Genomic DNA, 18298 nt, shown 5'->3' on the forward strand with positions numbered 1-18298 from the left:
CACTCCTTTACACTATACTCTTTATTTTTCTCTACTCACTTCACCTAAAATATATATACAATATTATATAACTCATTCTAACTCTCTTACCACTTTAAGTTTCAGCGCATCATTTTATCATCTCATCCTTAAAAATAAGATGGTATATAGAGAGCACTACCTCATTTGCAAGAGTCCAATTTATTCAACTAACGATTACGTTATATTTTTCCTTTTTTATAAACTAAAAAAGAGGTGCATTATACACCTCTTTACATTTTAAATCAATTATGTTCTTTTTTAAAGAGCTTTTGTTTCTCTCTGCTTAATTTCGAAGCTACCAGTGCCTCGAGGAAGCTCGATGCTCTCACGCGTTTTCGCGTTTAAACCTTCTGCAATATATTCTGCAGCAACATTTGGATCAATACGATCCCCACAAGTATAAACATCAATACTCGCGTAACCGTGCTCCGGAAAGCTATGAATTGTTAAATGTGATTCTGAGATAATTACTACTCCACTTACACCTTGTGGTGCAAATTTATGGAAAGCAACCTCACGCACTTCAGCACCAGCTCTTAGTGCTGCATCCACAAATAATTGTTCAATATACGGCATGTCATTAAGCTTGTCGAAATCGCAATCCCAAAGTTCAGCGATCACGTGACGACCCATCGTATCCATAGTATCCATTCTACAGTTCCCCCTTGTAAATTTATTCTAACTGTTCGAATTGAAAACTAATTTGCAATTTGGCTTGCTCCACTACCACGGGGGAAAGTTAGTCCAGAGAGGTCCTAACCCTTTAAGTAGTGACTACGTACCTCAGCTCTTAAGTTTACGAGTGTTAGTATACTTTGTTTATTTTCATTTTGCAACAACAGTTTTTTCGATTTTCTGTCATATTTTCCTCTTTACTTTTCCCTAAAAAAAATAAACGATTCACAAATGCAGTAATCACAACGTTTCGTGGTATGTCCACTTTTTAAAATATACTCATATAATTTTTTTCCTTTTCAGAAAAAAATAAAAAAAGAGGGCAAATATTGCCTTGCCCTCTCCTCCCTTATTCACTTAAATGTGTTGCACATTTTCTTGTTTCGCTAACTCTTCAACAACTAACGTTACAAGATCTACAACACGACGAGAGTAGCCCCACTCGTTATCATACCAAGCAAGTACTTTCACTTTACGATCACCCATTACCATTGTAGATAAACCATCGATAATAGCTGAATGCGTATTTGTATTAAAGTCGATAGATACTAAAGGCTCTTCGCTGAATTCTACAATACCTTTTAAAGCACCGTTTGCAACAGTTTTGAATGCATCGTTAATAGCTTCAACTGTCACATCGCGTTTTACATCTACTACTAAGTCAACAAGAGACACGTTTGGTGTTGGTACACGAAGTGCCATACCATGAAGTTTTCCGTTTAAATGCGGAAGAACTTTTGCTAGCGCTTTCGCAGCACCTGTCGTTGTCGGAATGATTGATTGTCCGCAAGCACGTGCTCTTCTTAAATCTTTATGTGGGTTATCAATATTTTTTTGGTCATTTGTATAAGCGTGAACTGTCGTCATTAAACCGTTTTCAATTCCAAACTGCTCATCTAACACCTTCACAACAGGCGCTAAACAGTTTGTTGTACAAGATGCATTTGAAATAACAGTATGTTTTGTAATATCTAATTGGTCTTCGTTCACACCAACTACAATTGTTACATCTTCATTTTTACCAGGCGCCGTTAAAATAACTTTTTTCGCTCCAGCTTCAACGTGAAGAATTGCTTTTTCTTTTGAATTAAATTTACCAGTTGCTTCAATTACAACTTCAACACCTAAATCTGTCCAAGGCAATTCCTTTGGATCGCGGTTGTTTAAAAGGCGAATCATTTTTCCATCAACTAATAAGTGATCTTCAAATGCTTCTACTGTTCCGTCAAACTTGCCATGAACTGTATCATATTTAATTAAGTGTGCTAACGTTTCAGATGGATAGCTTGCATTGATTGCTACAATTTCGAATGCGCTTTCTTTTATTGCTTGACGAAATACCATTCTCCCAATACGTCCAAATCCATTAATTGCCACACGAGTCATAATATGTTATCCCCCTTGAATGCGTTATACTATTTATCTCCAATCCCAATAATAGTATAACACAAAAAGGAGATATGTCACTAAGCATTTTCATTAATTTCACAATTTTTTAGTCAATAATGTTCCACTTCTTTAAAATTACCTGCAATTGTGTTTTCGTTCCCATAATTGTGCCATCATTATTTATCACTTCATCTGCATTTTTCACTTTTTCTTCTAACGGCATTTGAGATTGAATACGAACTGTTGCTTCTTCTTCTGAAAAGTTATTTCGTTTCATTAAACGCTCTAATTGCGTATGCGGCTTAACCGCTACAACTAAAATGCGGTCAACGAGACTTGTTAATTTACTTTCAAATAAGAGAGGAATATCTAACACAACCGCTTGCATACCTTCTTCTATGTACATTTCCTTTTTCCTATTCATTTCCTCACGCACTGCAGGATGAACAATTTTATTTAACTGCAATCGTTTTTCTTCATTATAGAAAACGACATTTCCTATTTTTGGACGATTTAGTTCTCCATCTTCTTGTAAAACTTCCGTTCCAAATACTTCTACTATTTTGTTATATGCTGGTTTTCCTCGCTCTACAACTTCTCGTGCAATAATATCTGCATCAATAACTGGTATACTGAGCTCGCGAAACATTTGAGATACTGTACTTTTTCCGCTTGCAATGCCTCCTGTTAATCCAATTACTACTGTCATCATAATCCTCCTCATAATAAAAGGCGCGAAACTAATGTTCCACGCCCATACTTACATTTTCCAAATTCCAATAATAATGAGTAATACTCCAGGCAGGAATGTAAATTTTTGTAACCACTTCATATTCGATAAAACCGTTCCAAGTTTCATTCCAATAAATAAAAACAAAGAACTCATAACTGCAACTAATATCGCCATCATAGCGGGTGCATACCCTAATAAAGATGCACCAATTCCGGCACCAAATGAGTCTACAGAAAGAGCGATACCAAGAAGCAATGCTTCTCCTGCAGAAATGGTGCCTGATTTATCAAAATCTGCTACAGTCGGTTTCCGTAAAATTTGAATCACTAGCCCTAGCGAGGCAATCTCTAATTTCCAGACCTTCTCCTCTTGCTTCGGTTCTTCTTTTTTCTCACTTCGAAAAAATTGATATAATACCCAAATCCCTATTCCAATAAGAACAAGCCCACCGATACGCGTTGCGATAACAGGTGAAAATACTTTCGCGATCATATGTCCAATTCCCATTGAAACAAGCATAACAGCCGCTGAACACATTCCGATAATTATTATTGATCTTAGTGGTATTCTTACGCTTCTTAAACCATATGTTAGCCCTACACTACAGCTGTCTAAGCTTAATGTAAAAGCTAATAAAATAAGAGATAAATAAAGGTACATCGGTAAGCTCCTCCCTTATACATAGCTCTGCTGTATGTATATGACAAATGCCTATCCGATGTTATCTCTTTTCTATATTCTAGGCTGACAAATCGGGCAGTAATGCGTTCCTCGCCCGCCAACAACTGTTTTTTCTAATATCGTGCCACAAGTTACGCACGGCTCTCCTTTTTTCCCATATACATTTAGGAGTTCTTGGAACGAACCAATTTGCCCTTGTGAGTTGATATACGTCCGAATTGTACTTCCGCCACGCTTTACTGCTTCACCTAGCGTGGTAACTGTAGCCTCATAAATTCGCTCAATTTCTTCTACTGTTAAAGACGAAGCTTCTCGTTCCGGATGAATTTGAGAACGGAATAAAACTTCATCTACATATATGTTTCCAAGCCCTACTAAAAGACGCTGGTCCAGTAGCACAACTTTTATTTTACGATTTGTCTTTTGCAATCTTTCTTGCAAATACTGCGGTGTCATTTCAGCATCAAATGGCTCCGGACCTAAGTCAGCAAGAGGCATTTGGTTCATTTCTTCACCTTTCTTAAAGAGATGCATCGTACCAAACTTTCTCACATCTTTATAATGTAATTCCGTTCCATCTGTAAATAAGAAACGGACGTGCGTATGTTTATCAATTGGCTCATCCTCTTGATGTAGTAAAAACTTACCTTCCATACGCAAATGTGAAACAATGACATAATTCGTTACATATAAAAGCAAAAACTTTCCTCTTCGCTTTATATTTTCAATCTTCTCGCCTTTTAGCGTTTCTTTAAAGATTTCTGCATCATCCGGTCTTTTCACTATTTTTGGATAAGTAACAATAACATCTTCAATCGTTTTTCCTGTTACAAGATTTTCAAGTGTCCGTCTGACGTTTTCAACCTCTGGTAATTCAGGCATTTCATCACTTCCTTATTTTGCGTCGTACCAAGTTGGACCGTAAGAATAATCAACTTTCAGCGGAACTGCAAGTTCAATTGCATGTTCCATTACTTCAGGTACAAGCTGCTCTAATTTTTGAATCTCTTCTTTTGGTGCTTCAAATATTAATTCATCGTGTACTTGCAGAAGAAGACGCGCTTGTAATCCTTCTTCTTCTAAACGATCTGCCATAATAATCATCGCTTTTTTAATAATATCTGCTGCAGTACCTTGAATTGGTGTATTCATCGCTGTACGTTCAGCGAAGCTACGCAAGTTGAAATTACGACTCGTAATTTCTGGAATATAACGGCGACGATTTAATAATGTAGCCACATATCCTTTTTGTTTCGCATCTTTTACGATGTCCTCCATGTATTCTTGTACACCAGGGAAACTTTCTAAATACTTTTCAATAAATTCCGCTGCTGCTTTTCTTGTAATTCCTAAGTTTTGCGAAAGACCATAATCACTAATACCATACACAATTCCGAAGTTAACAGCTTTCGCTTGTCGTCTCATATTTGAAGTTACTTCATCTTTTTCAACGCCAAATACATCCATAGCTGTTTTCGTATGAATATCCATGTCATGTTGGAACGCTTCAACTAGCCCTTTATCATTTGCAATATGAGCTAATACACGCAGTTCGATTTGTGAATAATCAGCTGCATACATAATCCATCCTTCTTCTGATGGAACAAATGCCTGACGAATCTTTCTTCCTTCTTCTAATCGAATCGGGATATTTTGCAAGTTCGGATCCGTTGAACTTAATCGACCTGTTTGCGTTAACACTTGATTAAAGCGCGTATGAATTTTAGATGAATCTTCATGTACAACTTTCAGTAAACCTTCAATGTAAGTTGAATTTAGCTTCCCTAATTGACGATAATGTAAAATATTTGGAATAATTTCATGGTGATTCATAAGCTTATCTAGTACATCAGCTGACGTAGAATAGCCTGTTTTCGTCTTTTTAATAACCGGTAAGTTTAAGTTCTCAAACAAAATAACACCAAGCTGTTTCGGTGAATTAATATTAAATTCTGTTCCCGCAAGCTTATAAATTTCCTGTTCCATTTCCTTTAATCTACCCGCAAGTTCTTCCCCCATATTACGAAGACGATCTGTATCAACTTTTACACCCTTTACTTCCATATCAGCTAATACACGTGCAAGCGGCAATTCTAACTCTGTAAACAGTTCATATTGCTCATTCTTCTTTAACTCTTCCACAAATGTTTGCTTTATATCATATAATACATGCACTTTACGAGCCACATGCTCCGCTACTACCTCTAACTCTGGAACAGCACGCTTCGCACCTTTTCCGTAAACTTCTTCATCTGATTTCACAGCATGCGTTTCTTTCATTTTCGCTACAGTACGGAAATCTTTATCTGTATCAGCCGGGTCAAGTAAATAAGCAGCGATTAATAGATCGAAGTCAATCCCTTGCATATCTATCCCATTCCATTTCAGTGCAACGATTGCACGCTTCGCATCAAATGTATGCTTTCTCATTTCTCCATCTGCAAGCCACTCTTTAAAAGCATCTGACTTAAGAGCAATGTCTGTCTGAATAAAGTAACATCCATTTTCATTTTGAATACCGAAACCTTGAATGTCTGCTTTATGATAATTATCTTCTTGTACTTCAACGATAAGCGCACTATCTTGCTGAAGCATTTCTTCTGTAACTTCTTCCACAATATCAAATGTAATATCATCTAATTCAGCTGGAGCTGTTTCTTCTGGCGTAACGCCTAATTTATTTAAAAGAGATGTAAATCCTAAACTCTCGAACATTGGAATGACATCACTTGCTTCATATCCTTTATACGCCATATCATCCACATGAACTGTAATCGGCGCATCTGTAATAATAGTTGCAAGATCCTTACTCATAAGAGCTTGTTCTTTATTTTCTTCCAGTTTTTCTTTTAATTTCTTCCCACTTACTTGATCTATATTTTCATACACCGCTTCAACCGTTCCAAACTGTGTTAACAATTTAATTGCCGTTTTTTCACCAACTCCTGGTACACCCGGTATATTATCTGACTGGTCTCCCATTAAACCTTTCATATCGATAATTTGCTTTGGTGATAAGCTGTATTTTTCAAATAAAGCTTCTTTCGTATATTCATCCACTTCTGTAATCCCTTTTCGCGGAATACATACAAGCGTGTTATCAGAAACGAGTTGAAGTAAATCTTTATCTCCTGAAATAACTTTTACACTTGCCCCTTGCTCACTCGCTTCTTTCGCTAACGTTCCCATGATGTCATCCGCTTCATAATTTTCTAATTCATAACGCGGTACATTGAACGCATCCAGCATCTCACGAATAAACGGGAACTGCTCTGATAATTCAGGTGGAGTCTTTTGACGTCCTCCTTTATACTCACTATACGTTTTATGACGGAACGTTGTTTTGCCTGCATCAAATGCCACTAACATATGAGTTGGCTTTTCTTCCTCTAATATTCTCATTAACATCATTGTAAAACCGTAAATTGCGTTCGTATGTATACCTTTGTCGTTATTTAAAAGCGGTAGTGCAAAGAAAGCACGATACGCGATATTATTACCATCTACTAATACGACTTTTTTTTCCAAAATTGAAACCTCCCCATACAAATTTGAAATGATTTTTTTCACAGAAAAAAACCGTTCCTTTCCTCTCTCTATATTAACATGACTAATAGAGAGAAGAAAAATAACGGCTATTTTCTTTCATATATAAAACAGACTTATATTGGCATAAAGGGAAGTGACGAGAACAGCTTAACTATTCTCGTCCAAAATTACTCCTTGGATGAAGGGGTTTTCATGTATTATATTAACAGAGCTTTATTAATATTTAATTAAGCCATTGTTAATATATTGTAAACATCCTTCATCCTATTTTTCAGTTGCTGATTTCGGTAAAACAACTGTAAACGTTGTCCCTTCTCCAACTTCACTATCTACTGTAATCGTACCTTGATGCGCCTCAACTAAATGCTTTACGATCGACAATCCAAGGCCGGTACCACCAGTATTTCTACTTCTTGCTTTATCCACCCGGTAGAAACGTTCAAAAATACGCGGAATTTCCTCTTTACTAATACCAATTCCAGTATCCGATACTTTTATATAAGCATTATATTTATCTTCCGCTAACTCTACTGAAACAACGCCTCCAGCCGGTGTATATACGATTGCGTTATTAATTAAATTAATAAAGATTTGTTTCAAACGACTTGGATCTCCAATAACAGAGGCTCGTTTTAATACATTCACTTGTAAAGAGATTTCTTTCTCTCCCGCTTTATTATCAAGCACCATATGAATATCTTCAAGCAGCCCCTTCATGTCAACAGTTCCCATATTTAATTTAAATCCTTGTTGTTCGATCTTTGACAAATCTAATAAATCTTCTATTAATCCTTGCATGCGCTCACTTTCTTTTAAAATAATGTGCAAGAAATGTTCGCAGAATTTTTTATTATCCATCGCTCCGTCTAAGAGTGTTTCTGAAAAACCTTTAATAGAAGTAATCGGTGTCTTTAATTCATGAGAAACATTCGCTAAAAAGTCTTTTCTCATTTGTTCTAATTTCTTTAACTCTGTTATATCATGGAATACGAGAACAATCCCTTTCCATTCATGGTTTGTCCCGATAATAGGCGCTCCATATACTTCGAAATGCTTCCGTTCAATTCCAAGTGGCAATAACATTTGTTTACGCACTTTCACTTCTGTCATAAAGATTTCTTCTACAAGCTCAATAATTTCTGTATGATGAAACGATTCATAATATAAGCGATCTAAATATTCTTCATCTGTTACGTGGAAGGTTTCCTTATAAGAGCGGTTTACAAGGTTTATATATCCTCGGCTATCAATTAAAATCATTCCGCTTCCCATATTTTCAATTAACGTATGCAGACGATCTTGCTGCATTTCTTGTTCAAGTGTCATCTCTTGTAAATTTCGAGCTAAAATATTAATCGCTTTACTCAGCATTCCTGTTTCATCCGAATGACTTTCGTATGCACGTGCTTTATAATTACCCTTTGCCAATTCAATTGCAACTTTCGTAACCGATTCAATTGGCCTAATATATTGCCCTGTAATTTTCATACCTAAAAATACAACTACGAGACAAGCAATGACAAATCCGATAATTAATAATCCCCACGTTTTTTGGTGAACATCTTTCAAAGGCTCAATTGTGCTTTTCACCAAAATGTATCCTTGTTTTCCTTCTACATCTTGAACGAACACCGCATGATAAAATTCATTCTTTCGATCCGTTTCTTTCGTAATCACTTTACTTCGTTGTTTTGCCACTTCCGAAGAAAGTTCTTTAATCGTCTCTGGACTAAATGTCAATTCTTGTCCTTTTCTATATTGAACTTTCTTTTTTTCATCCAAAAATACGATAGAAGCTGGTATTTTTTCTTCTATCTTTTCAAATACGTATGGATTCTTTAAGACATTATCAAAACCTTGCTCTTCTGCTAACGTCGCAACATACTCCGTCTCTTTTACCATTCTCTCTTTAGCATGATCTATATAGTAGTTTTCAAACACAGTTTCTAGTAATAAACCTAGTCCAACTAAAATAAATACAATAAGAGAAACAAATGTAAAAAGAAGCCTGGAACGAAATTTATTCATTCCCTTTTGGCTCCTCTAATTTATATCCTAAACCACGTATCGTTTTAATGTACGTCGGTTTTTTCGTATTTTGTTCAATTTTATCGCGCAAATGGCTAATATGAACATCAACAATTCGTGTATCACCAGCAAAATCGTAATTCCATACAGCACTTAATAATTGATCACGTGTCAACACGCGACTTTTATTTTTCGCAAGATACACAAGTAGTTCAAATTCTTTTGGTGTTAATTCAAGCTTTCTTCCTTGGAAATAAGCCTCATAAAACTCCGGTAAAATTTTAAGTTCTGCAATTGTGATGCTATCTTCATCTGGCGCTTCTGCAACTTGTTCTTCTTGTTGTAATTTCGTACGGCGCAAAATCGCCTTCACACGAGCAACAACTTCTCTTGGACTAAATGGCTTCGTCATATAATCATCTGCCCCAAGTTCAAGGCCTAGCACCTTATCAAACTCATCATCTTTTGCCGTTAACATTAAAATCGGCGTCATAACGCGCTGCAATCGTAATTCTTTACACACTTCCATACCATCCATTTTCGGAAGCATTAAATCTAATATAATTAAATCTGGGCGTTCTGTTGTCGCTTTTTGAAGCGCCATTTCTCCATCCATCGCTGTTATAACTTCAAACCCAGCTTGTTGTAAATTAAATTCAATTAAAGTTAAGATAAATTCCTCATCATCAACTACTAAAATACGATTGTTCATTCTTTTCCTCCAAGTTATAGACTTGAAACCTTCTTCATCCTAGTATTTTCCCCGTTATTCTCATCATACTAGAAAATAAGGTCCCTCTCAATATAATTGTCTATTCATGGAGATCGTTTGTGTAGAATTGAGAAAATAGACGTAATTACGCTTCACCTGCAACTACACAGGATTTTGCCAAACTTTATAGATTGCTCTCTCTTCTTTAAAGCTCACTTCCGTATGAACTATAAAATCTTGATTTTGTGCTAGAAAAAACGAAAGAGCATACGCTATTTTATAATCTGGTGTTTCATATCCATCAAATACTCTCCCGTACATTTCATTCGCAACCCCGTCTGCCCACACTTCAGCTTCTCTTACCGTTTCAAAGATCACACCTTCTCTTTTCCACCTCATCTTAAAGAATCACTCCTTCCATTGACTTAAATTATTAAATTATAATATAGTGAATATTGTTAATTTGATAATTCGAATATAAAAGATAAGGAGTTTCTATTATGCGACTATTACTACCTATTTTAACTTTAGTAGTAACATGTTTCCTTACTTTTAACGTACCGAGCTGGGATACGATTAAAACGGGGTGCTCAGAATTTGCTGAAGGGTTCAAAGAAGGATTCTTCAACTAAAAATAGCGCTATCATCCTTATTAAAGGTATGCTAGCGCTATTCATACTTTCTTCTTTTAAAAATTATCTAATGCTTTTTCCATAATAGAGACTGATTTAAAAGGTGGCGTTACTGTTAATGAACCTTTCACAACAGTTTCTCCTTTTTCATCATGAGCAGATACAAGCATATCAATTGTATGTTCCTCCTCAGAAACAGCCACAACTTCAAAGTGGATTTGTAACGTTTCATAATGGTGAACATGTTTCACGAATGTAAGGTCCTTTCTCGTAATATGACTTCCTGGACCCGGTAAATATTTCGTAACCGCCGTTGTAATCATTCCCGTTAGCATAATGCTTGGTACAATCGGCTTTTCATACGGAGTTTGGGATGCGTAATCATGCTGAATATATAATGGATTGGCATCATTCGTTAACCCTAAGTACAATAACAAATCTTTATCCTCAATTTTTTCAGTGATAGATAATTTCTCTCCTACTGTAATTTCATCCATTTTACGACCAATTTGAACTTTTTTCTTTAACATGTTACAACCCCCTCCGATTTTTTCACCTTATTATCCTACTAAAAGCGATACCTTATCCGAAATTTACTATGATGAGGGCAATGTATAGTATAAATCTACAGTTTCATTATAGGATATTACAAATGATAGCGTTTTCATATTATTTCAAAAAAACAATTCGGTAAATAGTAGAAAAAGATTCGGGATCCCGAATCTTTTTCACTACTATTCAATTATTAAACAAGAACTTTCATTACGTTACGTACAGATTCTACAGAGCGATCTAACGCTTCTTTTTCATCTGCAAGAAGTTCTAATTCAATAATTTTTTCAATTCCGTTACCACCTAGAATTACTGGTACCCCTAAGTAAAGGTCACTATAACCATACTCACCTTCAAGATACGCAATAGCTGGTAATACACGGCGTTGATCTTTTAAAATCGCTTCTGTCATTTCAACTAAAGAAGCTGCTGGTGCGTAATATGCACTACCGTTTCCTAATAAGCCTACAATCTCACCGCCACCTTTACGTGTACGTTCTACAATTGCTTCTAAACGCTCTTTCGGAATTAATGTTTCTAACGGAATACCGCCTGCATAAGAATAACGCACAAGAGGTACCATGTCGTCACCGTGTCCGCCAAGAACAAATCCTGTAATGTCTTTTACAGAAAGATTTAATTCTTGTGCGATGAATGTACGGAAACGAGCTGTATCTAATACACCCGATTGGCCGATTACACGCTCTTTCGGGAATCCTGCTTCTTTAAATACAGAATATGTCATTGCATCAACTGGATTTGTTAACACAACAATAATTGCATTTGGTGAATGTTTTGCAATGTCGCGCGTAATACTTTTCATAATTTTAGAGTTTGTTGCTACTAAGTCATCACGGCTCATACCAGGCTTACGTGCAATACCTGCTGTAATAACGACAACGTCAGAATCAGCAGTATCTGCGTAATCAGATGTTCCAATAATGTTAGCATCAAAACCTTGTACTGGGCTCGCTTCTAACATATCTAACGCTTTCCCTTTTGTTGGATTTTCCAGTTGTGGAATGTCCACTAATACAACATCTGCAAGTTCTTTTTGTGCTAATAAGAATGCCGTTGTTGCTCCTGTAAATCCCGCACCGATGACTGAAACCTTCTTGCGTTTGATTGTCATAATTTACCCCCCGCTTTAATTATGCGTTTTTGATTATCGCTACATCCATGTTTTTAATAAGTTCATTAGCGAACTCAGAACATTTCACTTCTGTTGCACCTTCCATTAAGCGTGCGAAATCATAAGTTACTACTTTTGAAGCAATTGTTTTCTCAACAGAAGCAGTTACTAATTTCGCAGCTTCGTTCCATCCTAAGTGTTCTAATAATAATACACCTGAAAGAAGAACAGAAGATGGGTTTACTTTATCTAAACCTGCATATTTTGGAGCTGTACCGTGTGTAGCTTCAAAGATAGCATGTCCAGTCACATAGTTAATGTTTGCACCAGGTGCAATACCAATTCCACCTACTTGTGCAGCAAGTGCATCAGAGATATAGTCACCATTTAAGTTCATTGTTGCAACAACATCGAACTCACGTGGACGAGTTAAAATTTGTTGTAAGAAGATGTCTGCAATAGAATCTTTTACGATGATTTTTCCAGCCACTTCAGCGTCTGCCATCGCTTTATTCGCTGCATCTTTACCATCTTTTTCAACAATACGATCGTATTCAGCCCAAGTAAATACTTTGTCGCCGAATTCTTGTTCCGCTACTTCGTAACCCCAGTTTTTGAAAGCACCTTCTGTAAATTTCATAATGTTTCCTTTATGAACTAATGTAACAGAAGACCGTTTTTCGTTAATTGCATATTGAATTGCAGCACGAACAAGACGCTTTGTCCCTTCTTCTGAAATCGGCTTAATACCAATACCAGATGTTTCTGGGAAGCGGATTTTATTAACACCCATTGCTTCTTTTAAGAAAGCAAGAACTTTTTCTGCTTCTGGAGATCCTTGTGCATATTCAATTCCAGCATAAATGTCTTCTGTATTTTCACGGAAAATAACCATATCAGTATCTTCCGGACGTTTTACAGGTGAAGGAACACCTTCAAAATAACGAACTGGACGTAGACATACATATAAATCTAATTCTTGACGAAGTGCTACGTTTAGAGAACGAATACCACCGCCAACTGGAGTTGTAAGTGGACCTTTAATCGCGATTAAATATTCACGAATTAAGTTTAAAGTTTCTTCTGGTAACCACTCGCCTGTTTGGTTGAATGCTTTTTCCCCTGCAAGCACTTCTTTCCAAACGATTTTCTTCTCACCATCATAAGCTTTTTCAACTGCTGCTTCTAGTACGCGAGATGCAGCTGCCCAAATATCAGGACCAATTCCATCTCCCTCGATAAATGGAATAATCGGATTGTTTGGTACATTCATAACACCATTAGTTACAGTAATTTTTTCACCTGTCGTCAATGTGATAACCCCCATGTTTGAAATTTCATATGTATGAAACTGAGGGAATAACCCCTCAGTTCAAACCGTTAGTCAAATTAAAATATTCTAATCATTACATCTTTCCGAAAAAATCAGACTTTTGAAAGCGTATTTTCACTATCAAAATAGTGTTATTCGCTTATCGTTGTGCAATTGGAACATACACTTGATGCGTTGGTCCATTATAATCAGCACGCGGACGAATTAAACGGTTGTTTTCATATTGTTCTAGAATATGAGCTAACCAGCCTGACATACGGCTAATTGCAAAAATAGGTGTAAATAAGTCATGGTCAATTCCTAAACAATGGTATACAGAAGCTGAATAGAAATCAACATTTGGTGGAAGACCTTTTTCTTTTGTTACAATGTCTTCAATTTTGATAGACATATTATACCATTTCTCTTCTCCTAAAAGCACGCATAATCTCTTAGACATTTCACGTAAGTGTTTTGCACGTGGATCACCCTGCTCATACACACGGTGGCCAAAGCCCATGATTTTCACTTTATTTTGAAGAGCATTATGAATATATGGCTCTACATTTTCTTCTTCACCAATTTCAGTTAACATCTTCATTACATTTTCATTTGCCCCACCGTGAAGAGGACCTTTTAATGCACCGATTGCTGCTGTAATACCAGAATATACATCTGAAAGTGTAGCTACGCAAACACGTGCAGTAAATGTAGAAGCGTTTAACTCATGGTCTGCATGAAGTACAAGCGCCTTATCAAAAGCTTCAATTTCAACTTCATTTGGCTCGCGATCATTTAACATGTACAAGAAGTTTGCAGCTAATGATAAATCCTTTCTTGGCTCAACAATATCTAAACCTTTACGGATTCTCGCGTAAGCAGCAACTAAAGTTCCCACTTGAGCCTGTAATTTAACCGCTTTCAAATAATTAGACTTTTCATCCATAATTTCAGCGCTCTCATCGTATAATGATAGCATGGAAATTGCAGTTCGTAAAACAGACATCGGATGTGCAACTTTTAAATCTACTTGTTTTAAATATGTTAAAATCTCACCTGGAACTTTATAGTATTCAGATACAATTTCATTAAATTCCGCTAGTTCTTTTTCATTAGGAAGCTTGCGGTGCCATAATAAGTACACTACTTCTTCAAACGTAGCATTCTCAGCTAAATCATCAATATTATACCCAACATAAGTTAATGTATCATCAATAATAGAGCTCACAGATGATGTTGTTGCTACTACCCCTTCTAAACCTCGAATAACAGTCATGACATTCTCTCCTTTTCCTGAAAATTCTCCCAACCTTGCTCCTTATATCTATTTGCTCCCCCTATGAATTATGAACGCCCGTTCACTCTTTAGGCAAGCAAAATGCACGATCATGCAAATTTGTTGCGATGTTCCCCTCTTATTGTCCATTGTCTACATGGAAAGCATGAGCGTGAATGTCTCCCCGAATCCTCACGCTCAAAACAACAAGTTAGTGAGGAAAATACATTCCGAAGAGTTTTATGATAAAAACAACATAAAACAATATCATTATAAAATTGTTTTATGTTGTTTTTATTTTATCTGGTGTAAAGTCTCTGCTGTTATGTAACTTTTCAAAGTTTCTAATCCTATTATAAACAATTATCTGACTTTTGTGAACAGAAAGAATTCAAAAATTTTATATTACTATAAAATTCCTTATTTAAACATTTGTATAATACTCATAACCGCATAGGCAATTCCAGCCCCAATTAACGGACCAACAGCAACCCCATTAAATAGCGCAACCGCTATAATTGTCCCAAAAACAAGCGCAGTTGTAATGTGAGGATCCGTTGTCAACAATTGTACGCCGCCTTTCGCTAACAAAGCGACCGCTACACCTGAAGCTAAAGCAATCCACGCATAATAAGATTTCGCCGCTTCTCCAAGTTGTTTAAAACCTATTTCCCCCGTCGCAATCGGTACGAGCACCGCTATTGTAATGACCGTTACACCTAGATTAATTCCTTTCGTTTGTAAATAAGGAAAGACCTTATCTCCTAAAAATGTAAACTTCAATAAAAATAACACACCAATAGCTACAGTAAGCGATTGGTTTTTAGCAATAAGTCCGATAATAAGTAGTATGAATAAAAATAACGTTGACTGACTAATCATGTTTGCACTTCCTTTCTGAAAATAATGAACTCATTTCCAAACAAAAATACCTTTAAACCTATCGTTATACATGCTATATCGATGCCTATTCAACATGAATCACTTCATTTTTTATGTATTTTAAAATGACAAACTGAGACTTTCACCATCAAAATTTAAGCATGTATACATTTTTAAAAACGGGCGTCTCTTCTTTCTTTTCTAATTAGAAACAGGTAAAATAAAAAGAAGAGAAAATGAAGTTTTTACCATATAGTAGAAGCATCAACACCAAGCTTTCACAGTCACTCACATACTGAAAAAGCAGGAAAAATCCATCATTCCACTATAACATAAAGTGAAACTTTAATCAGTGGGGCATTTTCCACTGATTATTAGTTGAACCAATCGGGCTTTTACGGGCAGTTTATCGCCATCTAACTCCTTTGATCCAGCCGCACTTTTGATAGGAGCTTTACTGCCCGTTAATGCGGGGTAAAGTGAAACTTTAATCAGTGGGGCACACTCGTTATAAGTTGAACGAATTAGGATAATCCAAATCGGAATGGGAGGTATACATCTTTGAACCGAAACTTACTATATATGATATTACGACTCATATTTGTCATTGTAGCAACGGTAGCTGGGTTCTATGTATTACTATACATATCAGGGCTTATCTATCCTTTTATTATCGCTTTTGCATTTGCTTATTTGATTAATCCTGTCGTCAATTTCCTTAATCAAAAACTACAATTTCCTCGCGCACTAGCAGTACTCGTTAGCTTAATTCTCGTATTTGGAGCTATCGTTGGACTTGTTACATATCTTGTGACTGAAGCAATATCTGCCACAACATACTTACTACAACTTGTTACAGTAAAGTTTCCAGATATCGTTACATTCGCTCAGCAATTTGCACTTAATCATATTATGCCTCTCTACGATGATTTAATCTCTAAATTTAATCATCTTGGAGAACCACAGCGCTATACAATTACACAAAACATTCAAAACTTAGGAACAGAAGCGACAACACAAATGAAAGAACTTTTAACCACCATTATAAGCGGGTTAACGAATTTCATTAGTGCACTGCCAACAACTTTAACTGTCCTTGTATTCATTTTATTAGCCACTTTCTTCATTAGTTACGATTGGCACCGTCTTGCTCAGAAAGCAAGAAAATTGCTACCGAATCGTGTACATGGCTATGGAAAAACTATTTTTGTCGACTTAAGAAAAGCTTTGTTTGGTTTTGTGAAAGCACAACTTACACTCGTATCTATGACAACTGTCATTGTACTAATCGGGCTTTTAATATTACGCGTACCATACGCCATTACTATCGCGATTATTACAGGGGTTGTAGATTTACTACCATATTTAGGAACAGGCGCAGTCTTTGTTCCATGGGTTATATACGTATTTTTCACTGGCGATACCGCATTCGCCATTGGTCTTCTCATTTTATACATCGTCGTGATTGTCCAAAGACAAATTATGGAGCCGAAAGTACTTTCATCTAACATCGGTCTCGATCCATTAGCAACACTCGTCGCTCTATTTGTCGGCTTTAAACTTTTTGGCTTTTTAGGGTTAATCATCGGTCCAGTCACCTTAGTACTACTTAATACATTACACAAAGCTAATGTCTTCCATGACTTGTGGAAATATATTAAAGGTTCACCTTCAAAATAATAGTTTCTAATTCATACACAACAAAAAACTTACATGTAATCAGTGGGAAATTCCCACTGATTATTCCTTGTACTTATTTTTCATACTCATTACATAAAACAAGAGAATTGCACTCAAAAAAGATAATTCTCTTGTTTTTTTGCATAAAAAACGCATATTTCGTGGTGTTTTTACATATTTATTCTATTTATTTTATAATTATTATTTACATTTATTACTTTTTATGTAAATGAATAAATATACAAAACAGCATAAAATAAGACTTCAACTAACAATTTCCGCCTTTTTATATGAATTCTTTACACCAATCGTCCCTTTATATACAAAAGCAAAACTTTAATTTAACAGCACTCCCCTCCATCTTATTCATCTAAATAAATAGCACTAAAAAATCACAAGTTTAATCGAAGTACAACAAGAGTTCAAACGAAAATTATATAACAAATATAATAAGCGGACGTTTTGTTCATCCCCACTCATCATTCACCCCACATCAGACACTTACAAGCAGCCCAGCTTTGAGGTAGAAATCCCCCACAAATAGCGAGGTAAAGCAAAGCTTCAATCAAAAAGTTCTTCTCCTCTTACAAGACAAGAAATAGCACTTAGATTTCTACAATCTAAGTGCTATTTCTGAATGATAATAGTAGAGTTCTTTCTAAATTTCCATTCCATCCACTTCATAACAAGAGGCTTCAATAAAGCTCTCGTAATAGGAATCACGCAGATAAACCCTAGCACATCTGTCACATACCCAGGAAGCACCAAGAGAACGCCTCCTACAAATACAAAAATACCATCTAGTACTGCCTCACCTGGCATTTCCCCTCTATTCAACTTAGATTGAATCTCTCTAAGCACTTTAAACCCTTGTCTTTTCGCCAAATACACACCTACAACACCTGTAAATACAATCATAGCGAACGTAGACCATAAACCTATTACATGGCTTGATCCAATTAAGACCGTAATCTCAATCGCCGGTATTAAAATAAACAAGAATAGTAACCACTTCATAGTTCTACACCTCTCTCACAACTCACT

General features: G+C 36.1%; 17 protein-coding genes. 2 read left to right on the forward strand and 15 right to left on the reverse strand.

The genetic code is table 11. The annotated features are described in order from the left end of the window. Positions 1-279: 279 nt before the first annotated feature. From speD to MR143_RS05675, 9 genes are all read right to left on the reverse strand, one after another. Complete coding sequence (gene speD, locus MR143_RS05635) at positions 280-663, reverse strand: adenosylmethionine decarboxylase (RefSeq protein WP_002003660.1); 384 nt, start codon at positions 661-663, stop codon at positions 280-282. 390 nt (positions 664-1053) lie between these two features. Further along, on the reverse strand, positions 1054-2082 hold the full coding sequence (locus MR143_RS05640) for a glyceraldehyde-3-phosphate dehydrogenase (RefSeq protein ID WP_000198974.1): 1029 nt from the start codon (positions 2080-2082) through the stop codon (positions 1054-1056). A 109-nt stretch (positions 2083-2191) separates the two neighbouring features. Further along, the gene (gene coaE, locus MR143_RS05645) at positions 2192-2794 is read right to left on the reverse strand and encodes a dephospho-CoA kinase (RefSeq protein WP_000219321.1); all 603 of its coding nucleotides are present in this window, start codon (positions 2792-2794) and stop codon (positions 2192-2194) included. Positions 2795-2845: 51 nt separating this feature from the next. Next, positions 2846-3478: a sporulation membrane protein YtaF gene (gene ytaF / locus MR143_RS05650; RefSeq protein ID WP_000281744.1), complete on the reverse strand. Its 633-nt coding sequence runs from the start codon at positions 3476-3478 to the stop codon at positions 2846-2848. Positions 3479-3550: 72 nt separating this feature from the next. Next, complete coding sequence (gene mutM / locus MR143_RS05655; protein WP_001114495.1) at positions 3551-4381, reverse strand: DNA-formamidopyrimidine glycosylase; 831 nt, start codon at positions 4379-4381, stop codon at positions 3551-3553. Between the two features lie 12 nt (positions 4382-4393). Continuing rightward, complete coding sequence (gene polA, locus MR143_RS05660; protein ID WP_000412800.1) at positions 4394-7027, reverse strand: DNA polymerase I; 2634 nt, start codon at positions 7025-7027, stop codon at positions 4394-4396. A gap of 285 nt (positions 7028-7312) precedes the next feature. Continuing rightward, positions 7313-9076 (reverse strand): sensory box histidine kinase PhoR, encoded by a 1764-nt coding sequence (gene phoR, locus MR143_RS05665; protein WP_001032105.1) that lies wholly within the window; start codon positions 9074-9076, stop codon positions 7313-7315. After that, a complete protein-coding gene (phoP, locus tag MR143_RS05670; protein WP_001065220.1) occupies positions 9069-9788 on the reverse strand; it encodes a two-component system response regulator PhoP in 720 nt (239 codons plus the stop codon). Before phoP ends, phoR begins: the two co-directional genes overlap by 8 nt. Positions 9789-9950: 162 nt before the next feature. After that, positions 9951-10187, reverse strand: coding sequence for a hypothetical protein (locus MR143_RS05675; protein WP_001267386.1), 237 nt, complete (start codon positions 10185-10187; stop codon positions 9951-9953). A 101-nt stretch (positions 10188-10288) separates the two neighbouring features. Between MR143_RS05675 and MR143_RS32945 the strand changes: the two genes are divergently transcribed. Next, complete coding sequence (locus MR143_RS32945; RefSeq protein ID WP_001238014.1) at positions 10289-10420, forward strand: hypothetical protein; 132 nt, start codon at positions 10289-10291, stop codon at positions 10418-10420. A gap of 56 nt (positions 10421-10476) precedes the next feature. Here MR143_RS32945 and MR143_RS05680 read toward each other — a convergent pair whose 3' ends face one another. The 5 genes from MR143_RS05680 to MR143_RS05700 form a co-directional block, all read right to left on the reverse strand. Beyond that, on the reverse strand, positions 10477-10950 hold the full coding sequence (locus MR143_RS05680; RefSeq protein ID WP_000914180.1) for a MaoC family dehydratase: 474 nt from the start codon (positions 10948-10950) through the stop codon (positions 10477-10479). A 215-nt stretch (positions 10951-11165) separates the two neighbouring features. Beyond that, the gene (gene mdh, locus MR143_RS05685) at positions 11166-12104 is read right to left on the reverse strand and encodes a malate dehydrogenase (RefSeq protein WP_000153232.1); all 939 of its coding nucleotides are present in this window, start codon (positions 12102-12104) and stop codon (positions 11166-11168) included. A gap of 19 nt (positions 12105-12123) precedes the next feature. Beyond that, positions 12124-13416, reverse strand: a complete 1293-nt coding sequence (icd, locus tag MR143_RS05690) for an NADP-dependent isocitrate dehydrogenase (RefSeq protein ID WP_000206898.1) — start codon at positions 13414-13416, stop codon at positions 12124-12126. Positions 13417-13576: 160 nt separating this feature from the next. After that, positions 13577-14725, reverse strand: a complete 1149-nt coding sequence (citZ, locus tag MR143_RS05695; RefSeq protein ID WP_000503654.1) for a citrate synthase — start codon at positions 14723-14725, stop codon at positions 13577-13579. A gap of 387 nt (positions 14726-15112) precedes the next feature. Further along, positions 15113-15574: a DUF441 domain-containing protein gene (locus tag MR143_RS05700; RefSeq protein WP_000625507.1), complete on the reverse strand. Its 462-nt coding sequence runs from the start codon at positions 15572-15574 to the stop codon at positions 15113-15115. A gap of 561 nt (positions 15575-16135) precedes the next feature. Here MR143_RS05700 and ytvI point away from each other — a divergent pair. Continuing rightward, positions 16136-17254, forward strand: a complete 1119-nt coding sequence (ytvI, locus tag MR143_RS05705) for a sporulation integral membrane protein YtvI (RefSeq protein ID WP_001081382.1) — start codon at positions 16136-16138, stop codon at positions 17252-17254. A gap of 627 nt (positions 17255-17881) precedes the next feature. On the opposite strand, the gene MR143_RS05710 is transcribed toward ytvI, so the two are convergent. Then, positions 17882-18271 (reverse strand): FxsA family protein, encoded by a 390-nt coding sequence (locus MR143_RS05710; RefSeq protein ID WP_000871639.1) that lies wholly within the window; start codon positions 18269-18271, stop codon positions 17882-17884. Positions 18272-18298: the final 27 nt, after the last annotated feature.

This window comes from Bacillus cereus group sp. BfR-BA-01347 (assembly GCF_022663835.1).
Taxonomy (GTDB): Bacteria; Bacillota; Bacilli; order Bacillales; family Bacillaceae_G; genus Bacillus_A; species Bacillus_A thuringiensis_K.